The organism is Senegalia massiliensis, from assembly GCF_009911265.1.
GTDB lineage: Bacteria > Bacillota > Clostridia > Tissierellales > SIT17 > Anaeromonas > Anaeromonas massiliensis_A.
Genome location: NZ_QXXA01000007.1, coordinates 97,977 through 116,579 on the forward strand (window position 1 = coordinate 97,977; position 18,603 = coordinate 116,579).

The 18,603-nt window shown below is 26.8% G+C and carries 19 protein-coding genes and 3 pseudogenes; 3 read left to right on the forward strand and 19 right to left on the reverse strand.

Annotated features, from left to right (window positions below):
• Positions 1–54: 54 nt before the first annotated feature.
• Positions 55–288 (forward strand): hypothetical protein, encoded by a 234-nt coding sequence (locus D3Z33_RS07565; protein WP_160197172.1) that lies wholly within the window; start codon positions 55–57, stop codon positions 286–288.
• A gap of 81 nt (positions 289–369) precedes the next feature.
• The gene (locus tag D3Z33_RS07570) at positions 370–639 is read left to right on the forward strand and encodes a hypothetical protein (protein ID WP_160197173.1); all 270 of its coding nucleotides are present in this window, start codon (positions 370–372) and stop codon (positions 637–639) included.
• A gap of 428 nt (positions 640–1,067) precedes the next feature.
• Here the strand turns inward: D3Z33_RS07570 and D3Z33_RS07575 are convergent, their stop codons facing one another.
• The 16 genes and pseudogenes from D3Z33_RS07575 to D3Z33_RS07650 form a co-directional block, all read right to left on the reverse strand.
• Positions 1,068–1,373: a hypothetical protein gene (locus tag D3Z33_RS07575; protein WP_160197174.1), complete on the reverse strand. Its 306-nt coding sequence runs from the start codon at positions 1,371–1,373 to the stop codon at positions 1,068–1,070.
• A gap of 507 nt (positions 1,374–1,880) precedes the next feature.
• A complete protein-coding gene (locus D3Z33_RS07580) occupies positions 1,881–2,369 on the reverse strand; it encodes an HIT family protein (RefSeq protein ID WP_243153457.1) in 489 nt (162 codons plus the stop codon).
• Positions 2,370–2,547: 178 nt separating this feature from the next.
• The gene (locus tag D3Z33_RS07585; protein ID WP_160197175.1) at positions 2,548–2,856 is read right to left on the reverse strand and encodes a hypothetical protein; all 309 of its coding nucleotides are present in this window, start codon (positions 2,854–2,856) and stop codon (positions 2,548–2,550) included.
• A gap of 197 nt (positions 2,857–3,053) precedes the next feature.
• Positions 3,054–3,824 (reverse strand): nucleoside phosphorylase, encoded by a 771-nt coding sequence (locus tag D3Z33_RS07590; RefSeq protein ID WP_243153458.1) that lies wholly within the window; start codon positions 3,822–3,824, stop codon positions 3,054–3,056.
• A 313-nt stretch (positions 3,825–4,137) separates the two neighbouring features.
• The gene (locus tag D3Z33_RS07595; protein WP_160197177.1) at positions 4,138–4,302 is read right to left on the reverse strand and encodes a hypothetical protein; all 165 of its coding nucleotides are present in this window, start codon (positions 4,300–4,302) and stop codon (positions 4,138–4,140) included.
• 83 nt (positions 4,303–4,385) lie between these two features.
• Positions 4,386–5,189 (reverse strand): GNAT family N-acetyltransferase, encoded by an 804-nt coding sequence (locus D3Z33_RS07600; RefSeq protein WP_160197178.1) that lies wholly within the window; start codon positions 5,187–5,189, stop codon positions 4,386–4,388.
• Between the two features lie 135 nt (positions 5,190–5,324).
• Positions 5,325–5,909: an AAA family ATPase gene (locus D3Z33_RS07605; RefSeq protein WP_160197179.1), complete on the reverse strand. Its 585-nt coding sequence runs from the start codon at positions 5,907–5,909 to the stop codon at positions 5,325–5,327.
• Positions 5,910–6,044: 135 nt separating this feature from the next.
• Complete coding sequence (locus D3Z33_RS07610; RefSeq protein ID WP_160197180.1) at positions 6,045–7,223, reverse strand: toll/interleukin-1 receptor domain-containing protein; 1,179 nt, start codon at positions 7,221–7,223, stop codon at positions 6,045–6,047.
• A 167-nt stretch (positions 7,224–7,390) separates the two neighbouring features.
• Positions 7,391–8,155, reverse strand: a pseudogene (locus tag D3Z33_RS16705) (Nif3-like dinuclear metal center hexameric protein).
• Between the two features lie 566 nt (positions 8,156–8,721).
• Positions 8,722–9,357, reverse strand: coding sequence for a hypothetical protein (locus D3Z33_RS07620; RefSeq protein ID WP_160197181.1), 636 nt, complete (start codon positions 9,355–9,357; stop codon positions 8,722–8,724).
• A 48-nt stretch (positions 9,358–9,405) separates the two neighbouring features.
• Positions 9,406–10,686, reverse strand: coding sequence for an erythromycin esterase family protein (locus D3Z33_RS07625; RefSeq protein ID WP_160197182.1), 1,281 nt, complete (start codon positions 10,684–10,686; stop codon positions 9,406–9,408).
• A 136-nt stretch (positions 10,687–10,822) separates the two neighbouring features.
• Positions 10,823–11,563, reverse strand: coding sequence for a peptidase E (locus tag D3Z33_RS07630; protein WP_160197183.1), 741 nt, complete (start codon positions 11,561–11,563; stop codon positions 10,823–10,825).
• A gap of 256 nt (positions 11,564–11,819) precedes the next feature.
• Positions 11,820–12,329 carry a ClbS/DfsB family four-helix bundle protein gene (locus tag D3Z33_RS07635; protein WP_160197184.1) on the reverse strand — a complete coding sequence of 170 codons (510 nt, stop codon included), beginning with the start codon at positions 12,327–12,329 and terminating at the stop codon, positions 11,820–11,822.
• Positions 12,330–12,455: 126 nt separating this feature from the next.
• On the reverse strand, positions 12,456–12,968 hold the full coding sequence (locus D3Z33_RS07640) for a GNAT family N-acetyltransferase (protein ID WP_160197185.1): 513 nt from the start codon (positions 12,966–12,968) through the stop codon (positions 12,456–12,458).
• A gap of 215 nt (positions 12,969–13,183) precedes the next feature.
• A pseudogene (locus D3Z33_RS16710) lies at positions 13,184–13,393 on the reverse strand (GNAT family N-acetyltransferase); the annotation flags it as partial.
• A gap of 330 nt (positions 13,394–13,723) precedes the next feature.
• Positions 13,724–13,924 (reverse strand): hypothetical protein, encoded by a 201-nt coding sequence (locus D3Z33_RS07650; protein ID WP_160197186.1) that lies wholly within the window; start codon positions 13,922–13,924, stop codon positions 13,724–13,726.
• 280 nt (positions 13,925–14,204) lie between these two features.
• Between D3Z33_RS07650 and D3Z33_RS07655 the strand changes: the two genes are divergently transcribed.
• A complete protein-coding gene (locus D3Z33_RS07655; protein WP_160197187.1) occupies positions 14,205–15,743 on the forward strand; it encodes a recombinase family protein in 1,539 nt (512 codons plus the stop codon).
• A gap of 8 nt (positions 15,744–15,751) precedes the next feature.
• On the opposite strand, the pseudogene D3Z33_RS07660 reads toward D3Z33_RS07655, so the two are convergent.
• The 3 genes and pseudogenes from D3Z33_RS07660 to udk form a co-directional block, all read right to left on the reverse strand.
• Positions 15,752–16,192, reverse strand: a pseudogene (locus D3Z33_RS07660) (sigma-70 family RNA polymerase sigma factor); the annotation flags it as partial.
• Positions 16,193–16,267: 75 nt separating this feature from the next.
• Positions 16,268–17,899: a peptidoglycan D,D-transpeptidase FtsI family protein gene (locus D3Z33_RS07665; protein ID WP_160197189.1), complete on the reverse strand. Its 1,632-nt coding sequence runs from the start codon at positions 17,897–17,899 to the stop codon at positions 16,268–16,270.
• A gap of 71 nt (positions 17,900–17,970) precedes the next feature.
• Positions 17,971–18,603, reverse strand: a complete 633-nt coding sequence (udk, locus tag D3Z33_RS07670; RefSeq protein WP_160197190.1) for a uridine kinase — start codon at positions 18,601–18,603, stop codon at positions 17,971–17,973.

Sequence of the window (18,603 nt, forward strand, 5' to 3'; positions counted from 1 at the left end):
TTTCTTTCTTGTTTTTCACTGTGGTACAATTTCCTATGGAAGGAGGTCGTTCATTTGAATAAGAAAGAGATATTAATACACTTATATCAAACTAAAGATAAACTTGATTTAAAATATCAAGAACTTTTCCTTGAATCTTTTATTAAACAGATCAATGGATTAAATCTATCTAATGATGAAAAAAAAGATGTATTAAATAACTTCGAAGAACTTTTGTTGCTAATTAATCAATATAGTACTGATTTAGTTAATCAATCTTTTGATAGTATTAGTAAAATAGTTGATTAATTGTCGTTTATTGTCGCACGATTCATAAAGGTTTTTTGTCCCTTTTTGTAGAAGTTTCTAGTTAAAAGGGGGTGAACTATTATGGCAGTTTACTTAATAAGTTATGATTTAAATAAACCTGATAACAATTATGAATCTTTATATGAAACCATTAAATCTTATGAAGCTTGGTGGCATCATTTAGATTCAACTTGGATTATTGAAACTTCCTCTAGCTGCCAATCGGTTTCTAATAATATAAAGTCTCATATACATAGCGATGATAATCTTTTAATTATTGAAGTTAAAAATAATTTCAATGGTATGTTGCCAAATCATGCTTGGGAATACCTTAGAAAAAGAAATTATTAACTATTTGGTTATTCTTGAGATTCTTTTTCAAGAGTAACCACTCTTTTTCTAATGAAAATTTTATATTACTATTTTTTGTTATAGGGTTCCTATAATAGAATAAAAGATAGATAAACTCTACAACAAAGTACTTTAAAGATCATTTATATAATCTTGCTCGGAATATAATTATGACAAATCAAAAGAAAAAAATAAAAAAGCATAGAGTTTTAAAGTCACTCTATACTTTTAATATCCATAGTATATTTATTTTTCTTAGCTTTTTATAATCATACTTATATAAAATTGAACTTTGCGTTATAATACATAGTTTTATCTACTAGCATTCATATCACAGTTTATCTCATATACTTCTTTATGCCACTATATATCTCTTGTTCATTAATAGTACTTAACGCCTAACGATGCGAATACTGTGTTAGGAGATATTATATTAATCTCATATCCATAATTTCTTTTATTACCTCATTTATAGTTGTTATAACTAATTCTGGATTATCATAAAAAATATTATGACCACAATTCTTTGCTTCAATTATCTCACCTTTGTTTGAATAATGTACTTGCTTCCTAATTAGGGTTTGTATCAATTTTTCTAATTCTTTAGCTTCTTCATTAGGAATCCCATTATTAACTAACTTCCATATTTCAACTCCGCTATCGCTAATCAAAACCTTTAATGGGATATTGAGAAATTTACAAACTTGTCGAATTTCTTTTCCAGAATCAATCATATTATTGAACTCTGAACTCATAGCTCTATATAAATTTGGTTTAGATAAAAATTCTAATTTATTTCTTTCATTGAGGTGCCCATCCCAACTTCAATGACAATCACTGGTTGACCAACTCCTCTTTTATAAACTTCTAATATTTTAGATCCTATATCTACTAATTTCTTAAACATTCATAATCACCTCATAGTTGTATTTATAAAATATGGAATTCTTTATCATTTGTCCTTATAATGCCTAATATCTTCTAAAATTTTGAATATTCCTAATGTAATTGTCTACATCCCCTTTAACAAAGCATATAACTCTATTATGCAAAATACCGCTGTCTTTATATTATTGGTTGTATTCATCTTTTAAAATAGCGTATAACAGACTATAAAATATGAATTCAAATTATTTTGAAAAAATAATTACACGAGCATAGTCCATAATATACCTCCATTCATAATTATAAATATTATAATACGCTTAATAGCTTAGAGTTCTATTCCTCTATAATTTCTTTTAGTTTCTGTTTATAAAGTTCTGCTGTTTTATGATAATCCATAAGTATACCTTCTTCTCTGACAAAATTTCCATATCTATTGTCTCTCCTTTTAGTCTAGGAAAAAGTTGAAAATGCAAATGATTCCTCTTACCATCACATATGGTACACATGTATACTTTTTCTGCACCTAAAATTTCTTTATGAAGTTTAATAATTTCATGGGATATTTTCAATATATATGTACCTAGTTCAAGAGGCATTTCGGAAATATCTTCATAATGTTCCTTTGATACAATAATTGTTTGACCTGTTGCTCTTGGGTATCTTTCAAATTGACACCTTATTTTTTCATCCTCGTAAATAATCAACCCATCGTCAGGAAATATACCTCCTGTTCTAAAGTTATCACAGCCGAAGCATATACCTTTTTCTTGCAAATCTCTTATCTTTCTACCTCTTTGTTTTAGTTCTTGTTCTTCTTTTTCAGATAATTTCTTAACGTACATTATAATCCCCCTTAGTATAATTAATAACAGCTAACAAACATACTATAAAATTCTATAAAAAAGTATGAAATCCTTTAATTATATATATAATTTACTATATATGAGACTTCATAACTATAAATTCGTTCAGTTTATCATAATTCCTAATTATATAAACCTGAATAATATGAAAGACGACTTAGTTTGTTACAAAACTTAATGTAAAAGAAATGAGAAAGAAAGCACTACTAAATATAGGCATGTACCAATATCTCTTTTCATTTTTCGGAGTATTTAGCCAATCTGGTTTAAAAACTATGATAAAGTGTAAAAGTAAAAAAATAAAGGGGTCTAAAAAAATTACTATTCCTTTGGAGGAAAATCTATAATATCCAGGACCAATATAACGTACTAAATTATCAGGTAGTAAATCCCATAATATACTTCCTAGCAAAATCGGTAATAAACAAACTATAGAACCAATTATAATCTTTTTCTTTTTACTCATAAATAAACCTCCTAAATTTATCATATATAAATTTATTTAATTCTTATTAAGTAAGACTCAATTCTAAGTTATCATACTATGTATTTTATAAAGAATAGACCTCAACTTCTTACAAAGCTTACTATAGATTCTTTGTAGCTACAACAAAGTTATATTTACTAATTGAAGCTTATCTCTAATCAAATTTATTTGAAAATCTATAATTCTAAACATATTTCCATAGATAAATCCACCAAATTAATTCTAAGATCTTCTAATCTATTCCAATTTCTAGAATCCCATTTGATACCACTCAGGTCATCTCCGCCATAAAGTATTTGTCCCAGTACAACACTTCTAAATTTAGCAACTGCAAAAAATGCAGCGGCCTCCATTTCAACAGTTACACATCCTTCAGAAATACGTAGATCTATTTTATCGTCTGTTTCACGATAAAATGCGTCTGTAGTCCATGTCTTAGCTTCAATAAATGGTATCTCATTCACTTTTAAATACTTAGTGATACATTTCAATGCCGACTTACTACATTCAACTTCTCTAGACGGTTTTAAATAATGATATGATAAACCTTCATCCCTAATTGCTGAATATGGAACAATCAAGTGACCCAACTGAATATCCTTTTTTAACGCACCAGCAGTTCCACAAACAATAAACTTCTTAAATCCCATAGCGATTAATTGTTCAAGCTGTGCACCAGAACCAGCTGCCCCTAAATAACCTTGCACAATTCCAATAGGTTTGCCATCAACTTCTGTCTCATATATAGGTAATACAACTGTACATGTTTTGAATTTACCAACTTTTTTTAATCTTCCCTCACTTATCATTCTTTTAATAACATCACCAAAGAATGTGATTACGCAATGCTCTGGAATATCTCTCTGATTTTTAATTGTATCAGAAGGCTCAATCTTAGCTTTTAGAGCAGAATCAAACTCCAATATAGGAAAATCTCTTTTTAACATCATTGTTTTATCCCCTTTTTGCATTAATTTTATCCACTTCACATAATTCTACTACTATGACATCAAACACATATTAATCAATATCATTAGACCTGTATAATCTATGATATCCGATTTATACAAATTTTGAATGTGATTAAAAACTTTTTTCTCATTTTTACTTCTATAGTTTCAAGATTTCTTATTGTTATTATCATGTTTTGACATATTACAGATAACATTTTAAGTGGTATATACACTCTATGTTTTTATGTAGAGTGTATATACCACTATGTTAGAAGATGTTATGATTTTTATATAATAACTCAATGTATTATTTGTTTTCAAGCTGATCAATTGCTAGACAAATTAAGCCAATAGACAATAAACTTATAGCGCTTTTAAATCCAATAGATTTCATAATGTTTAAAACAAGTGTAGCAACTCCCATCCCTAATCCAATTGCTTTAAATATAACTTTTCTGAATTCCTTATTCATTATCTCTTTCCCCCTAATAACTTATTTCAACTTTATACCTAATTCTATTACCATCAAATTTAAAATATAAGGTAAATTACATGTTACAGTATTTTTTCCATATTAATTTGACCACGTCCTGTTTTTCTTTTATACCCTAGTCCTTCATATAGTTTAATAGCTGGTATGTTTTCTATATCACATGCTAAGAAACTTCTTACTGCACCATTTCTATTCCCCCAATTAATTGCAAATGCTACTAAACTAAGTCCAATTTTTTTCGAGTGATAGCTAGGTTTAACTGCTACTTCTCTTACCCAAAGATTTATTCCTTTTTCGCTTTCAAAACCATATAAGCTAATACAACATATACCTATAATCTCATTATTCATCTCAGCTACAAATATATATGATTTCTCAGATTCATTCCATTCTTTTATCCATTCAGCAGTTTCTCCTCTATATCCTCTTGAATAATCCTTACACGATTTTGTAACTTCTGAAGCTATTTGGTATTCACTATTTTTTATACTTCTAATTATTAATGAATTCTGTTGTTCTAAACATATTATTTCTAAATTATTATTCCAAAAATCTACCCATTCATTTGTAATCATAAATCCTTGATCTTCCATTTCAGAAATATAATACTCAGGAATAAATTCTATATATGCTTTCTTAAGAATCTGATTCTGTGAAATTAGATTGATAGTCTTTTTTAATCCATCAAAAAAATCTTCCTTTGAATTTGTTGCCCAATATATTGTTGCTTTTTTATCTTCTATAGAATAAATAAATAAACTTTCATTGTTATTTATACATATTATTGAATTAGATATATCATTATAATCTGAAAATTCTAAAGAGGTATATTGAAACTGTTTTACTTTATCAATTATATCCTTCAATTTTTACCTCCACTAAATTTAATTATTTTTGGCTAATGTCCCTAGTGTCTTTTGACGATTCACATGGTTTTGTGGACTGTTGCAAATGTTATGTTAGTCCATGATCAATATGAACTACACTACTTAAATTAAATATTAATCACTTACCAAGTCTTTTTCTAATCTTCTTCTGACTTCTTTATTATCTATTTCATATTTTGTTAGCAACTCTAAATTACATGAAGTTGCAATTATCTCAGTTATTTCTTCAATTGTTCTTTTATCTGTTATTATATGTTCTTTAAAATATTCACTATTAAAACATTCAATATAACTATCAATTCGATTATGAATCCATGAGTTTTCTCCATCACCGCGACGATTTAACCTATCCAACAAAATATTTTTACTAGCAATTAATGTGAAATGCTTAACTGTTATTCCCTCTGACTTTAACTTACCTACAATTTCATCTAAATAACTTTTATTTATAATTGTCATAGGTACAACAATTGTCCCTCCATAATTTGAATGTATGTATGAAAGCATTTTATAATTAAATTCTCGCCAAAGATTAAAATCTTGAAAATCACTGTTCTTCAACTTTGAAGGAATATTCTCACGAATAAAAAAACCTACTTCTTCAGGGTCGTAAACATAAGAATTCTCCAGTCGTATATCTAACTCATTAGATACACTGGTTTTCCCAGATCCAAATGCACCATTAATCCATACAATCATGTAGAACCTCCTCTCTTGTAATCATATTATTGTTTTTCAACTAATGTCCTTCTATTTTGTGACATCCCACTTGGTTTTCGTAAATTGTAGGTTAGGTGATAAATTATAATTTACGTCAATAAATTCTTGAAAGACTTACACAACTTTAGACCACCCAGAATCTATTATTTTATATTTGCTCCATAGGTATGGATTAAAGGAAGACGAAATATTATAACTTCTTTTATTTGCAATTATTTCAACCCTTTTATTTTCATAATTATATAGAATTAGATTGTTTAAATCACAATTTGAAAGAGTTATATCTGCTTTACCACCATACTTATCTTCAATTTCTATATTGATATATGTACATTTTATAGCAATATTACCCTTATTAATAAATCTAAAAAAACATCTTAATTCATCATCAGTACCATATTCTTCTATTCCTTCAAGTTCAACAATCTGTGGTGATGACTTATGTTTATTATTTTCGTATATAGAATTAATTTCTTTAATATATTTTTCTTTTCTTCTATCCCAATAATTCTCATCCAAATCATCTAAATCAAATTCTCCTATTAGCTCATTTTTAAACTCATTAATTTTATCAACTGCATCCATTCTAAACCATATTTTAGATGCATCTACTGAACCTCTAATTTGGTTATAGTTAAATCCTGGCACTAATATAGCAGTATGACGTTTAGATTGTACCCATGCAGCACCCATTTCATTTAAACAAGCAGGGCTATTGTAATAATTCTCAGATAGTAAATAAATAACATGTAACTCTTTATTAAATTGTTCCTTTAAATAATCATAAATATGTTTTCCCATTGGAATACCATATCCAGAAACAGAACTACAGAATACATTTGACTTTCCTTTAAAACCAATGTCTTCTAATAACTCGACTAACACACTCACATAATCAATATCTAGGGATGAATGACTTATAAAAATCATCTTTTGATCTTGATTTGTTTTTTGCAAGTTAGAGTAGTTATCTGTATCTACAGTATTGTCTTTTATAAAATCACCATCATTCAGTAATGAATTTAAATATGACATAACAGCATCATATGCACTTGTTCCCCATGAGTTTTTTCTTGTTTTATAAACATTTATAATTTCATCATATAAAATATGTTCTTTACAATACTTAGATGTAAATATCTTAACTTTATTCATCCATAGATCGTATTCTTCTCCAGAGATATAATCGGGCATTATTAATCCAGGTTCATTAACTTTAACAAAGTTAACACTCTTAACATGCTTTCCCTGTTCAATTAATTTTTCAAGTTTCTCCTTGACTTTATTACTCATATTTCATCTCTCCTTAATAATTCAAATTTTGCAAATGAAATCAATGGAAATTTCCACTGAACAAAATTCAAATATCTTATTACTGATAACTTATTAAATGAATAATAGGAACTTAAACGGATATTCCAACATACTATTTATAATACTCTTCATCCATACCTGCTCTACTATGCTTTTATATTAACTTCATAATGATCCTCTTTGATTTCAACTAATACGAGTTCTTTTATGCTCTCATTCAACTTTAATGCTAAACTTTCAATTCCAAAAAATTCTGTGAAAGTATGACTCCCAATGATAAGATTGATTCCTTTAAACTTAGCATATTGAATAGTATATAAATTACATTCACCTGTAATGTATACATCACACTTGTTTTCAACTGCTTCCTTAAGGCAAGTTGTTGGTCCTCCATTACCACAGACTACACCCACTCGCTTCACCTTTTAGTCATTAAACCGCCAAAATTTAACTGGTTCTTCAAGTAGATTTTCAATATTTTTTACTAATTCATTAAATTCAATTTCTTTATCATATTCTGCAATTCTACCAAAATATAGCCCTTCCCATTCGTGAGTTTTTTTAACATTTTCTAATTTCAATTTTTTTAATAAACTATCATTTGTTCCAAAGTTACAGTCATCAAGTGGCAAGTGATTATAATAGTGACTTATACCATACTCTGATAGTTTTTCTATGCATGCATCTTTTAATCCATATATTTCATCCCATGCATCATGGTGTGTCACCATCATATCAACTCCATGAATTCTTGCTTTCTCTATAGTTTCAAGCGTTAGGTTAACACAATACCCTAACTTTTTAACTTTTTTATCTGCATGGTATGTAATTCCAGATTCACTAGAAAATATTTCCTTATTTGTTACATTAAAAAGTTCATTAATTCTTTCAACAATATATAAAACATCCATATACTCACCTCCAAAATTCTATATTGTTCTGTCTCCAATTCGCATTATTACCTTATTTATTTGTTTTTTCCTTAAGTTTTCTATTCTTAATATAACTTCTTGATTCTTATATAAGAATTCCTTAGACACTTTTCTCTTGGGAAATGCTATTAAAATTAATTTTTTCACCATTAAAAGTATTATTTATATATGGAAGTATGATATAAACTACTATATATACTATATTATTAAATAACTTAGAATTATATTTCTTTATGTTTTAACTTATTGTAACTATAAGTGTGCTAATTAAAACAATAGGATTCAAAGGCCCAATAACAAGTTCTTCTTTAGATAATACTTTTGGTTATTTCTTTCCTTTATTCTACATATCTTTCTAAAATCCTTTTTTTCTTACAAAAAAGCAGATGATCTATCTATAATTTTCAAATATTCTTCTGGATCAGGTATTGGTATAGTTGTGTTTTCATCTACTAATTTTTATATTTCATAGAATTCAATCGTCAACTTTCTACAATATATTTATTTTTACTACTATAAAATATATCTAATAAATTATATATATATTATTCCATATCTTCTAAATCATCAGGGTATAATATAGTATTAAATATTTCACCTGTATCTGAGTCTTTCGCATTTATTTTAAAATTTACTTCTTCTGCAGGTACTCCTTCATATATATGATACATAGCTGTAGTCATTGCAACTCCAAATACTGCCATACTATCAAAACTTTCTTCAAATTTCTTTTTATCTACCTCTAAAGTAACCTCTTTAAAGTTGTCATCATATTTTACATCATTTATAGAAGGTGTATCTTCTGAAGCTTTAAGTTCTTCAAAATATTCTAACACAGTATCTTTAACTTCTTTTACTAATTCTTTGTGTTTCGTTTTAGTCATTTTTACTGTCATAGAGCCATCATCATTCACTTTAACATCTTTAATCCCTTCTTCTTTTATTTCTTCCATTTCTTTATCTATATCTTCACCTTCAAACATTGATGCTGGAAGTGTTATTGTTACATTTAAAAGCCCTTTATCTACTTCTAAGTCCTCATTTTCATTTGATTCTTCATTACCTTCATTTATTTCTTTCTCTTGGTTGCTCTCTTTAGATGTATCATCATTACTTGAATTTCCACATGCAGTTATTGTTATCATTACTAAGCATAATAATATAGCTATTATTTTTTTCATTTTAAATCCTCCTTAAATTTTTATATATATATTTTTATTGTAAATTGCTTATTTTATTTCTACATTCTTAAGTGGTTCAGTTGCTTTAGAATTTCTTATAGCAACGATATATTGAAAAAACTCTAACATACTCTCTTCTAGTTTATCATTATTAAAGTCAGGAGACATTTTTATATCAGAAAAAGGTGTTCCATCACTATTTAATTTATAAATATTAAAATCATTATCTATTAAATTATTTGTTTCTTTAATTTCTGGGAAAATGAAACTAAAGTCATTATTATCATAACTCCCACCTTTTAAGGGGAGCATTTGATTGCAATCATCATAATTATATACTATAGTTAATATTTCATCTTTAAACAAGGAATCTTCTTCATTTAGATATGAAGCAAACCACTTTACATCATTATGTGGATTTTGATAGGTATGACTCATACCCCATTGTCCATAGTATTTCCCCTTAGGCAATTCTTGTTGAATACATTTAAAATTTTCATAAATCATTTTATCTCTAGTATTATTCCAATTAATCTGATTATCTTGATGTTCATAGGCTTCAAATGAATATATAATATTTTTATTTACAAGTTTAAATTCTGAAAAGTTTTCATCCAGATATTCTTTATATATACTTTCTTTCTTAATTATATCTTTTTGTAATTTCAATGAGGTTTCAAATGCTCTTTTATCTCTAGGGCTATCAATTTTATCAAATGTATTTTGAATATTTTCCACGCTTTCTTTTATTTGTTCTGGTATTTCTTTTTTAGGTAAAACATCTAACAAAAACTTATATGCATTAGCTGTTGAATGTTCTATATCTACTCCTATTACTTTAATTTTCTTAGACTTAGGTAAACTTTTATTGTATTCATATAATTTCTTCCAATGATTATATCCATCTTTATTCCATGCAAATGTACCTTTAAGTGGTTCATACATTTCTTCTAATATTTGAATATCACCAGTATCTAAATACTTATTTATAAAATGAGCATTACTATAAGAATTTTCTAGTAAATAATATTTAAAGTCTGCTTTTTCTTTAAAGTATTTTAAAAATTTCATTTCTAATTCTGCATTAGCTTTAACTCCATGCATTTCTGCAGTAAAAAATATTTCTTTTCCTTTTAGATCTGAATCCATTATTTCTAAATCTTTAAATTCGTTTTCATCTTTTAAGTCTATTTCACTATAATTTTTTTGTAAATATTCTTTTATTAATTCATCTTCACTAGTTACTGCTTGTTCTGTATTTTCATTATTACATCCAATTAATGTTATAATTAATACTAAAATTAGAATTAAATATTTAATTTTATTCATCATAATCCCCATTCCTTTATTTTTTAATTATTTTAGATTCAGTCTTTACTGAACCTAAAATAGCATATATAAATATTAAAATACAAATTATTAAAGATAAAATCATGATTATACTTATTAAATTGTGTGTATTTATTTATTTAGTTAACAACTCTTCTAATGGTCTATATGTACTTATCTTTTTTATTTCTTCTTTCATAATACTATTATCCTTTTTAAATACTTTATAAGCTTTGGCTCCTTCTTCTGATGTGAGTACTCTATATTGATTATCTTTAAATTCTATAGCACAGTTATTTTCAATCGCTATACCTATAACATCATATTTCATAATTTTTTTTGCAAAATCTTCTTCTCTATTATCTTCATTATAATGTGGACAATGCATTGCTTTTATAAAACCTAATGCATTAAGTTTTATATAATTCCATTCTTCTCTTCCATCCAGAAAACTCATAGAATCACTATGACCACTTTCGAACCAACAAATTGATCCTGCACTCAAACCACTCAATATTGTTCCTTTTTCCCAGGCTTTTTTTAATGCTTTATCAACCTTTTTTTCCTTCCAAATTTCTAACATTGTTTTCGTATCTCCACCACCAACATATATAATATCTGAGTCCATTATTTTATATTCAATTTCAGATTCTTTAATATTTTCATCTATCAATTTTAGAACATCTACTTTACATCCTAACTTTTCTCCATAAACTTTACTGAATGCTTCAATATATTCTTTTGGCTCACCACTTGCTGTGGGAATAAATAATGCTTTTGGTGTTTGTTTCATTGTGGATTTAACAATCTCTTTATCTATTTTAATTGTTTCAAGATTTTTAATCTCTCCTCCACCAATTGCTACTATCTTTTTCATTATAATAACCTCCCTAACTAATGCCTAAAGTTTTTATATTTTACAAATGTATTCCAATAATTTCTCTACTGATTCACAGCAATCATTTTTTATATTAAGTGTAGATTCTTCCTCTTTACAGACATTTCATAATCTAACAATGATTGACCATAAATTAACTAAATTTTACGTTATCATACTACGTAGTTTAAAAAAGATACGGTATAAAAGAAATTAAAATTATTTAATTTAACTCTAAAGATTAAAGCTTTTATATCTATTGTGATTTTTTCCACTTTCGTATTTTTGTTCTAAATGATTTAAAAGGTGAAACAGTATTTATGTGAATCCACTTCCATATTGGCCAATTAGAAGGAGTTGATGACGACCACTTTCTTCCTCCTTTCTGAAATAATTCTAAATCTGTATAACTATTAACTAATTCAATAATTTCATGTTCTGCCTTTATAAACATAGTACTCAACTCTTTAAGTGTATATCTCTCGTATTTTTTATAAAAACTTTGATATAAGCCATTAAGATTATTCCATTTATAATCTGGAGTTGGCGTGATAACAACTTGTCCCTGCTGTTCTTGATTCTCCCAATCAAAAATGAGATTCATCCATCCCAACTGATAAGCAATCATTTGAGCAGGTGTTCTGTCAACTCCATCAATCAACTTATCTTTATCTTTTTCATTAATATCATTAAATTCTTGGATAAATAATTTTGCACGCTTTGAAATTTCTAAAATCAACTCTTGTCTATTTTGATACCCTGCCAATTTAACACCTCAATTTCAAATTGATATCTATTAAATTATTTTACACCTTTTATTTGTACCTTCAACTACTAGTGAAGTTATTATATTATGTAGCTTAAAAAATTTATATCTCAAAAAGTTTAAAGTTTATTTATCAAATTTAACAGCTAAATTATCTAACGCACCATCAGTTACTCTATATACTGTCCATTCGTCCATTGGAATAGCTCCCATTTGCTTATAAAATTCAATTGAAGACTTATTCCAATCTAGACACCACCATTCTAATCTTCCACACTTTCTTTCAACTGCCAATTTAGCAAGATAAGAAAGCATGATTTTTCCCATGCCCTTTCCTCTCATTTCAGGTCTAACATATAAATCTTCTAAGTAAATGCCTGGTCTTCCTAAAAAAGTAGAAAAATTATGAAAGAATAATGCAAAAGCTACTGGTTCATTTTTGTATTCACCAATAATAACCTCAGCAGTTTTCTTTTTAAACAAAGAATCCATTAAAATTTCTTCTGTTGCTACAACTTCATGTAACAATTCTTCATAATCAGCTAATTCCTTTATAAATTTTAAGATCAACGGAATATCTTTTTCCTTTGCAAATCTTATTTTAAAATCCTTCAAACTAGTACTAATTAACATTTTCATACCTCCAGTGTCTAATTAAATTAAAACATATTTATCTACTATGTCATTATAAGTTTCTATAAGCATCATTAAAATTCCTTTAATTTATTCTATAAAATATAATAACACTTTAACAATCATTATTTTTATTAAAAAAGTAATATCATAAAACTCAATTTTACGTTATAATACTACATAATTTATAAATAACATACCAGATAAGAACTTTGTTATGTTCATAATTTCTTATTAAAGCATATAATGCGATTTGCTTCAGTAAATCCAACTTTTATATGAAAATTCAAACTATCTATATTAGCAAGCTCGCAATCACTCCCAAATTCTATACTGTTATTCTCCTTTGTGCATAACTCACATTGTTCAATCAACTTCTTAGCTATACCTTGTTTACGATATTGCTTATCGGAATATATACCTTCAAGATAACCAACAGGACTACTTTCTGTTCCTTAAACATAATCAAAACGCAATTGACATTGAGTAAACCCTATATACTTATTATCAATTAAGCAGAAGAAAACAGCAGCATTTTTATCATTCATTACACCTCTTTTAATATAAATAATCTTTGCTTTTCATTAAATTACTACTGACCACTTTAACTATGAACTAACAATATGCTTTTTTTTAAATATTACTTTTTATTCTGTATTCTTCGATATATTCCTCAAAATCTAATACTTCAATTCCAAAATTATATATAATAAAATTATTATATTACGTAGTTTATAAAAATTAAGTAAGTATTGTTCAACTTACTTTGTTTGCTTTTTAAATGATTTAGAAAAAACTAAATCTACTATAAAATAAGCAATTACCCATATTATTATATCCAATATTAACTTTATCAAATTAAAATCTTGAGTAAGTACATTGTAAGATAAACCAGTTGTTACACCAATTAATTTTGCAATGAAGTAAATAATTAAAAATTTAATAATTCCATTATTTCTCAATACATTCTCCTCCTATAATATTTCTGAATGATAATTGATACCACATCACTATAAACTTCTATGAATATCATTAAAACCCTTTAATTATATATGTTTTTTTACAATTCAAAAGTTAATAAATACTCTATAATATTTTAAAACTTAAGGTGTTATATATCTATTGTAGTATACAGTAAGTACTATGATGGTTTAATGATAATTTATATTTAAATTATTATTTATAACTAATCTTATTAATACTTATTTAAAATAACTCATACAATTAAATTGAGGTGATATTATGAACAAAGTTGCAATATATCTTCGTAAATCACGTGCTGATGAAGAAGCAGAAAAACAAGGTGCAGGAGAAACATTATCTAAGCATAGAAAAATACTTCTTAAAGTAGCTAGAGAACAAAACTTAAACATAATTAAAATTAGAGAAGAAATAGTTTCTGGTGAAAGCATGGTCCATAGACCAGAAATGCTTGAATTACTTAAAGAAATAGAAAATAAAATATATGATGCTGTATTAGTTATGGATGTAGACAGACTTGGTCGTGGTAACATGCAAGAACAAGGACTTATATTAGATACTTTTAAGAAAAGTAACACTAAAATAATAACACCTCGTAAAACATATGACCTTAAAGATGAATGGGATGAAGAATATAGTGAGTTTGAAGCCTTTATGGCAAGAAAAGAATTAAAACTTATAAATAGAAGACTCCAAAGAGGTAGGATTCGTTCTATAGAAGAGGGAAATTATATATCACCTAGACCTCCCTTTGGATATAAAATAGAAGAAGGTAAAAATTATAGAAGTCTTATCCCACATTCTGAACAAGCTCCCATTGTAAAGCTAATATTTGACTTATACACGAATAAAAATATGGGGGGGAGTAGGATAGCTAATGAGCTAAATAAGCTTGGATATAAAACATATACAGGCAAGAATTGGGGCTCTAATCATGTTATTCATCTAATCAAGAACCCTATATATAATGGTAAAATTGTATGGAAGAAAAAAGATATTAAAAAGTCTACTAGACCTGGTCAAATAAAAGAATCTAGAGAAAGACCAAGAAGCGAATGGATTATATCAGAAGGAAAGCACCATGCTCTAGTATCTGATAAAATATTCAATAAAGCTCAAATGATACTTAAAAACAAATCACATGTTCCTTATAAAATAAAAGGAAATATTTCTAATCCTCTTGCTGGCATTATAAAATGTAGTATTTGTAATAAAAATATGGTACTTAGACCTTATAAAAATAAAGACAGCCAAATAATGTGCTATGGATCATGTGGAAATAAATCTTCTAAACTTAAATATGTAGAAAAAAGTATATTAGATAGTCTTGAATCTTGGTTAAAACAATACCAAGAGAAATGGGAAAACAAAAATATAGTAAAAAGTGATGATGGAATAGAAATTTATAATAAAGCTTTAAATAAATTAGAAAAAGAGTTAGATCAAACTATAAAACAAAAAAATAATTTACATGATTTACTTGAAAAAGAAATTTATGATGTAGATACTTATATGGAAAGATATAATCTAATATCTAATAAAATAGATGAACTCAAAAGTAATATAAAAAGCACTAATATAAGCATAAAACAATCTCATGAGCAATTAATAGATAAAAGAGATATAATACCTAGAGTTAAACATGTATTAGCTTTATACGACGAATTAGACGATGCTGAACAAAAGAACATACTTCTTAAATCTGTTATAGAATATGCAATATATTATAAAAAGAAGTCCTGGCGAAATGACAAATTTGAACTTAATCTAAAACCTAAAATATATACCCCTAACTGTTGATAAATAGTTAGGGGTAATTCATTGCCTTCTTTATCTACTCCAATAGGATCTTGAAGATAAATTTCAGATTTAATCTTTTTATCAGACCTTAAGCACATTAATATTTCATTTTCTATACATCTTGCTGCATATGTTGCTAGTCTGGTACCTTTGTTTCTATTAAAAGTAGATATACCTTTAATTAGTCCAATTGTTCCTATAGAGATTAAATCATCTACTTCTTTTCCACAATTATGATATTTTTTCACAATATGTGCTACTAAACGCAAATTATGTTCAATCAAAATATTCTTTGCATCTTCATCACCTTGTTCATATAAGATTAAGTATTTTGTTTCATCCTCTTTGCTAAGTGGCTGAGGAAATGAATTATTATTAGAAATATAACCTAGAAAAACTGAAACAGGCTTAATGAGATTTAAAATCATAAAGAGAAGCGAAGCCCACATTAATTCACACACCTCCAATATATTATTCCACATTATAAGGTATGCTTTTAAAGTACACTATGTGCAAGTCTCAATTTATTTTTCTAAATTTATTTTTTTAATTATCTTATTAAATACTTCCACTGCAGTAGACGAACTATATTTATGTCCTATATCTTCTACGATTACAGTTACTGCATATTTTGGATTATCACTTGGTGAAAATCCTGTAAATAATCCATTATTATTTATATTATTTTTTTGAGCAGTTCCTGTTTTACCTGCTGCTCCTCCATATTCTGATAAATCTAAATTGCTTGCAGTACCCACTTCAACTACAGATTTCATATAGTCTTTAATTATTTCAGCATAGGATCTATCAAAAATCCACTCATCGTTTTCTCTCTCAAATTGCATTGATATATCACCTTTGTTTGTAGCATAGCCTTTTATTATAGACATATCTTTTTTAATCCCATTATTAGCAATAATCATTGTTAAATTATGAATTTGAAGTGGAGTTAATTTTATATGTTCTTGACCTAATGCTAAATTCCCTATGCCAGGTCCTAATACTTTTTCTAATTTTGAAACTTCTCCCTTTTCTTCTATATCAAGATCAAGATCTATATCTACCTTGTTTGTTAAACCTATCCTTTCTACTGTTTCTAAGATTTTCTTGCCACCTAAAATATTAGCTAACTCTATAAATATGCTATTACAAGATACAGTAAAAGCCTCTTTTAAGTTTATTTCACCATGAACTACATTATCATGACAGGAGAATGGTTCTTGACCCTCAGCTAACGTTATACTTCCATTACATTCAAATTTTTGTTCTAAATCTATTCCATCTTCAAGTGCTGATAATAGTATTACAGTTTTAAATGTTGATGCAGGATAATATGGAACTTGTATAATTCTATTCATCTGTTCACTATCTTTTTCCTTGTTACTGTCTCCTATATTATTTAAATCAAAATCAGGTTGACTAGTTAAAGCTAAAATATCTCCACTTTCTACATCTGTAACTATTACAGCACCTTTATATTCTTTTTCTTCCATAGCTTCTTCAACTATTTGTTGTATATTATAATCAATTGTTAGCTGAATAGAATTTCGAATAGTATCATTATTTTCATTAACTTCTAAATAATCATCTTTACTGCTTAATAATCTGCTTTTACCATCTAAAATTACTTTTAATTTTGTATTGTTTGATTTAGAAAGTAAAGAATCATATTCCTTTTTTATTCCAATTCCAACTCCATTTTCATTTACATAACCTATAACATGAGTTAGTAAATTATTTTCACTATATTCTTTAGTTTCGTCTACTATAATACCATTTTTAACATTATTAATATTATCTTTAGCTGGTATCTTCAACATATTATTTTTAGTATTTGAAATATATTTATCCAATTCTTCTTCTGACAACTTTATTTTATCTAATAAATATAATTGATAATCTTTATTGTCTTTAATTGTTTTTAACGAAGTATATATATATTTCTGAGTACCTTTATTAGTAAGAGGAACCATATTTCTATCAAAAATTGTACCTCCTTGAGATGTAGTTAACTCATAATCTCTCTGTTGTTCGGCTTTTTGTTTTAATTTTGGTCCTGTAAATAGCTGTATCCAAGATAACCTAATTATATATGCTACAAAAATAATTAAAAATATTTTAAAAAATAACGACAATCTCTTATTTGTTTTAGTCATAAAATACCTCCATGATGTTTTATTATAGTATTTCCAAAACATCATGGAGGTATAATATTTTTTTTAACTTTTTACTTATTTTGCTTTTCAGAAACAATTGATTTTACTTTTGTAACCATTAAATCAATTGCCACCTTATTATAACCACCTTCTGGTATTATTATATCTGCATATCTCTTACTCGGTTCAATAAATTGTAAATGAGCTGGTCTTACTGTAGTTAAATACTGATCAATCACAGATTCAAGAGTTCTTCCCCTATCTGTAATATCTCTTAATATTCGTCTTATAACTCTTACATCTGAATCGGTATCAACAAATATTTTAATATCTAATAAATCTCTAATTCTTTCATCTTCTAATATCATTATCCCTTCTACAATAATAATATCTCTACTTTCAACTCTTATAGTAGTCTCTTTTCTATTATGTTTTTCAAAATCATAAATAGGTTTCTCAATTGTGTTTTTATTCATTAGACTTCGTAAATGCTCTATAAAAAGATCATTATCAAATGCTAATGGATGGTCATAATTAGTTTTTGTTCTTTCATTAAAATTTAAATGGCTTTGATCCTTATAATATGAGTCTTGCTCTATTATTAAAATATTTTCTTTAGGAAGTGAATTAAATATTGCCTGTGCTACTGTACTTTTGCCTGAACCAGTTCCACCAGTTATTCCTATTAATATAGGTCTATTCAA

Bases quoted from the DNA above. Each gene is read 5' to 3' on its own strand.
- D3Z33_RS07570 (WP_160197173.1), top strand. From the start codon at position 370: ATGGCAGTTTACTTAATAAGTTATGATTTAAATAAACCTGATAACAAT.
- D3Z33_RS07575 (WP_160197174.1), bottom strand. From the start codon at position 1,373: ATGATTGATTCTGGAAAAGAAATTCGACAAGTTTGTAAATTTCTCAAT.
- D3Z33_RS07580 (WP_243153457.1), bottom strand. From the start codon at position 2,369: ATGTACGTTAAGAAATTATCTGAAAAAGAAGAACAAGAACTAAAACAA.
- D3Z33_RS07585 (WP_160197175.1), bottom strand. From the start codon at position 2,856: ATGAGTAAAAAGAAAAAGATTATAATTGGTTCTATAGTTTGTTTATTA.
- D3Z33_RS07590 (WP_243153458.1), bottom strand. From the start codon at position 3,824: ATGTTAAAAAGAGATTTTCCTATATTGGAGTTTGATTCTGCTCTAAAA.
- D3Z33_RS07595 (WP_160197177.1), bottom strand. From the start codon at position 4,302: ATGAATAAGGAATTCAGAAAAGTTATATTTAAAGCAATTGGATTAGGG.
- D3Z33_RS07605 (WP_160197179.1), bottom strand. From the start codon at position 5,909: ATGATTGTATGGATTAATGGTGCATTTGGATCTGGGAAAACCAGTGTA.
- D3Z33_RS07610 (WP_160197180.1), bottom strand. From the start codon at position 7,223: ATGAGTAATAAAGTCAAGGAGAAACTTGAAAAATTAATTGAACAGGGA.
- D3Z33_RS07620 (WP_160197181.1), bottom strand. From the start codon at position 9,357: ATGAAAAAAATAATAGCTATATTATTATGCTTAGTAATGATAACAATA.
- D3Z33_RS07625 (WP_160197182.1), bottom strand. From the start codon at position 10,686: ATGAATAAAATTAAATATTTAATTCTAATTTTAGTATTAATTATAACA.
- D3Z33_RS07630 (WP_160197183.1), bottom strand. From the start codon at position 11,563: ATGAAAAAGATAGTAGCAATTGGTGGAGGAGAGATTAAAAATCTTGAA.
- D3Z33_RS07640 (WP_160197185.1), bottom strand. From the start codon at position 12,968: ATGAAAATGTTAATTAGTACTAGTTTGAAGGATTTTAAAATAAGATTT.
- D3Z33_RS07655 (WP_160197187.1), top strand. From the start codon at position 14,205: ATGAACAAAGTTGCAATATATCTTCGTAAATCACGTGCTGATGAAGAA.
- D3Z33_RS07665 (WP_160197189.1), bottom strand. From the start codon at position 17,899: ATGACTAAAACAAATAAGAGATTGTCGTTATTTTTTAAAATATTTTTA.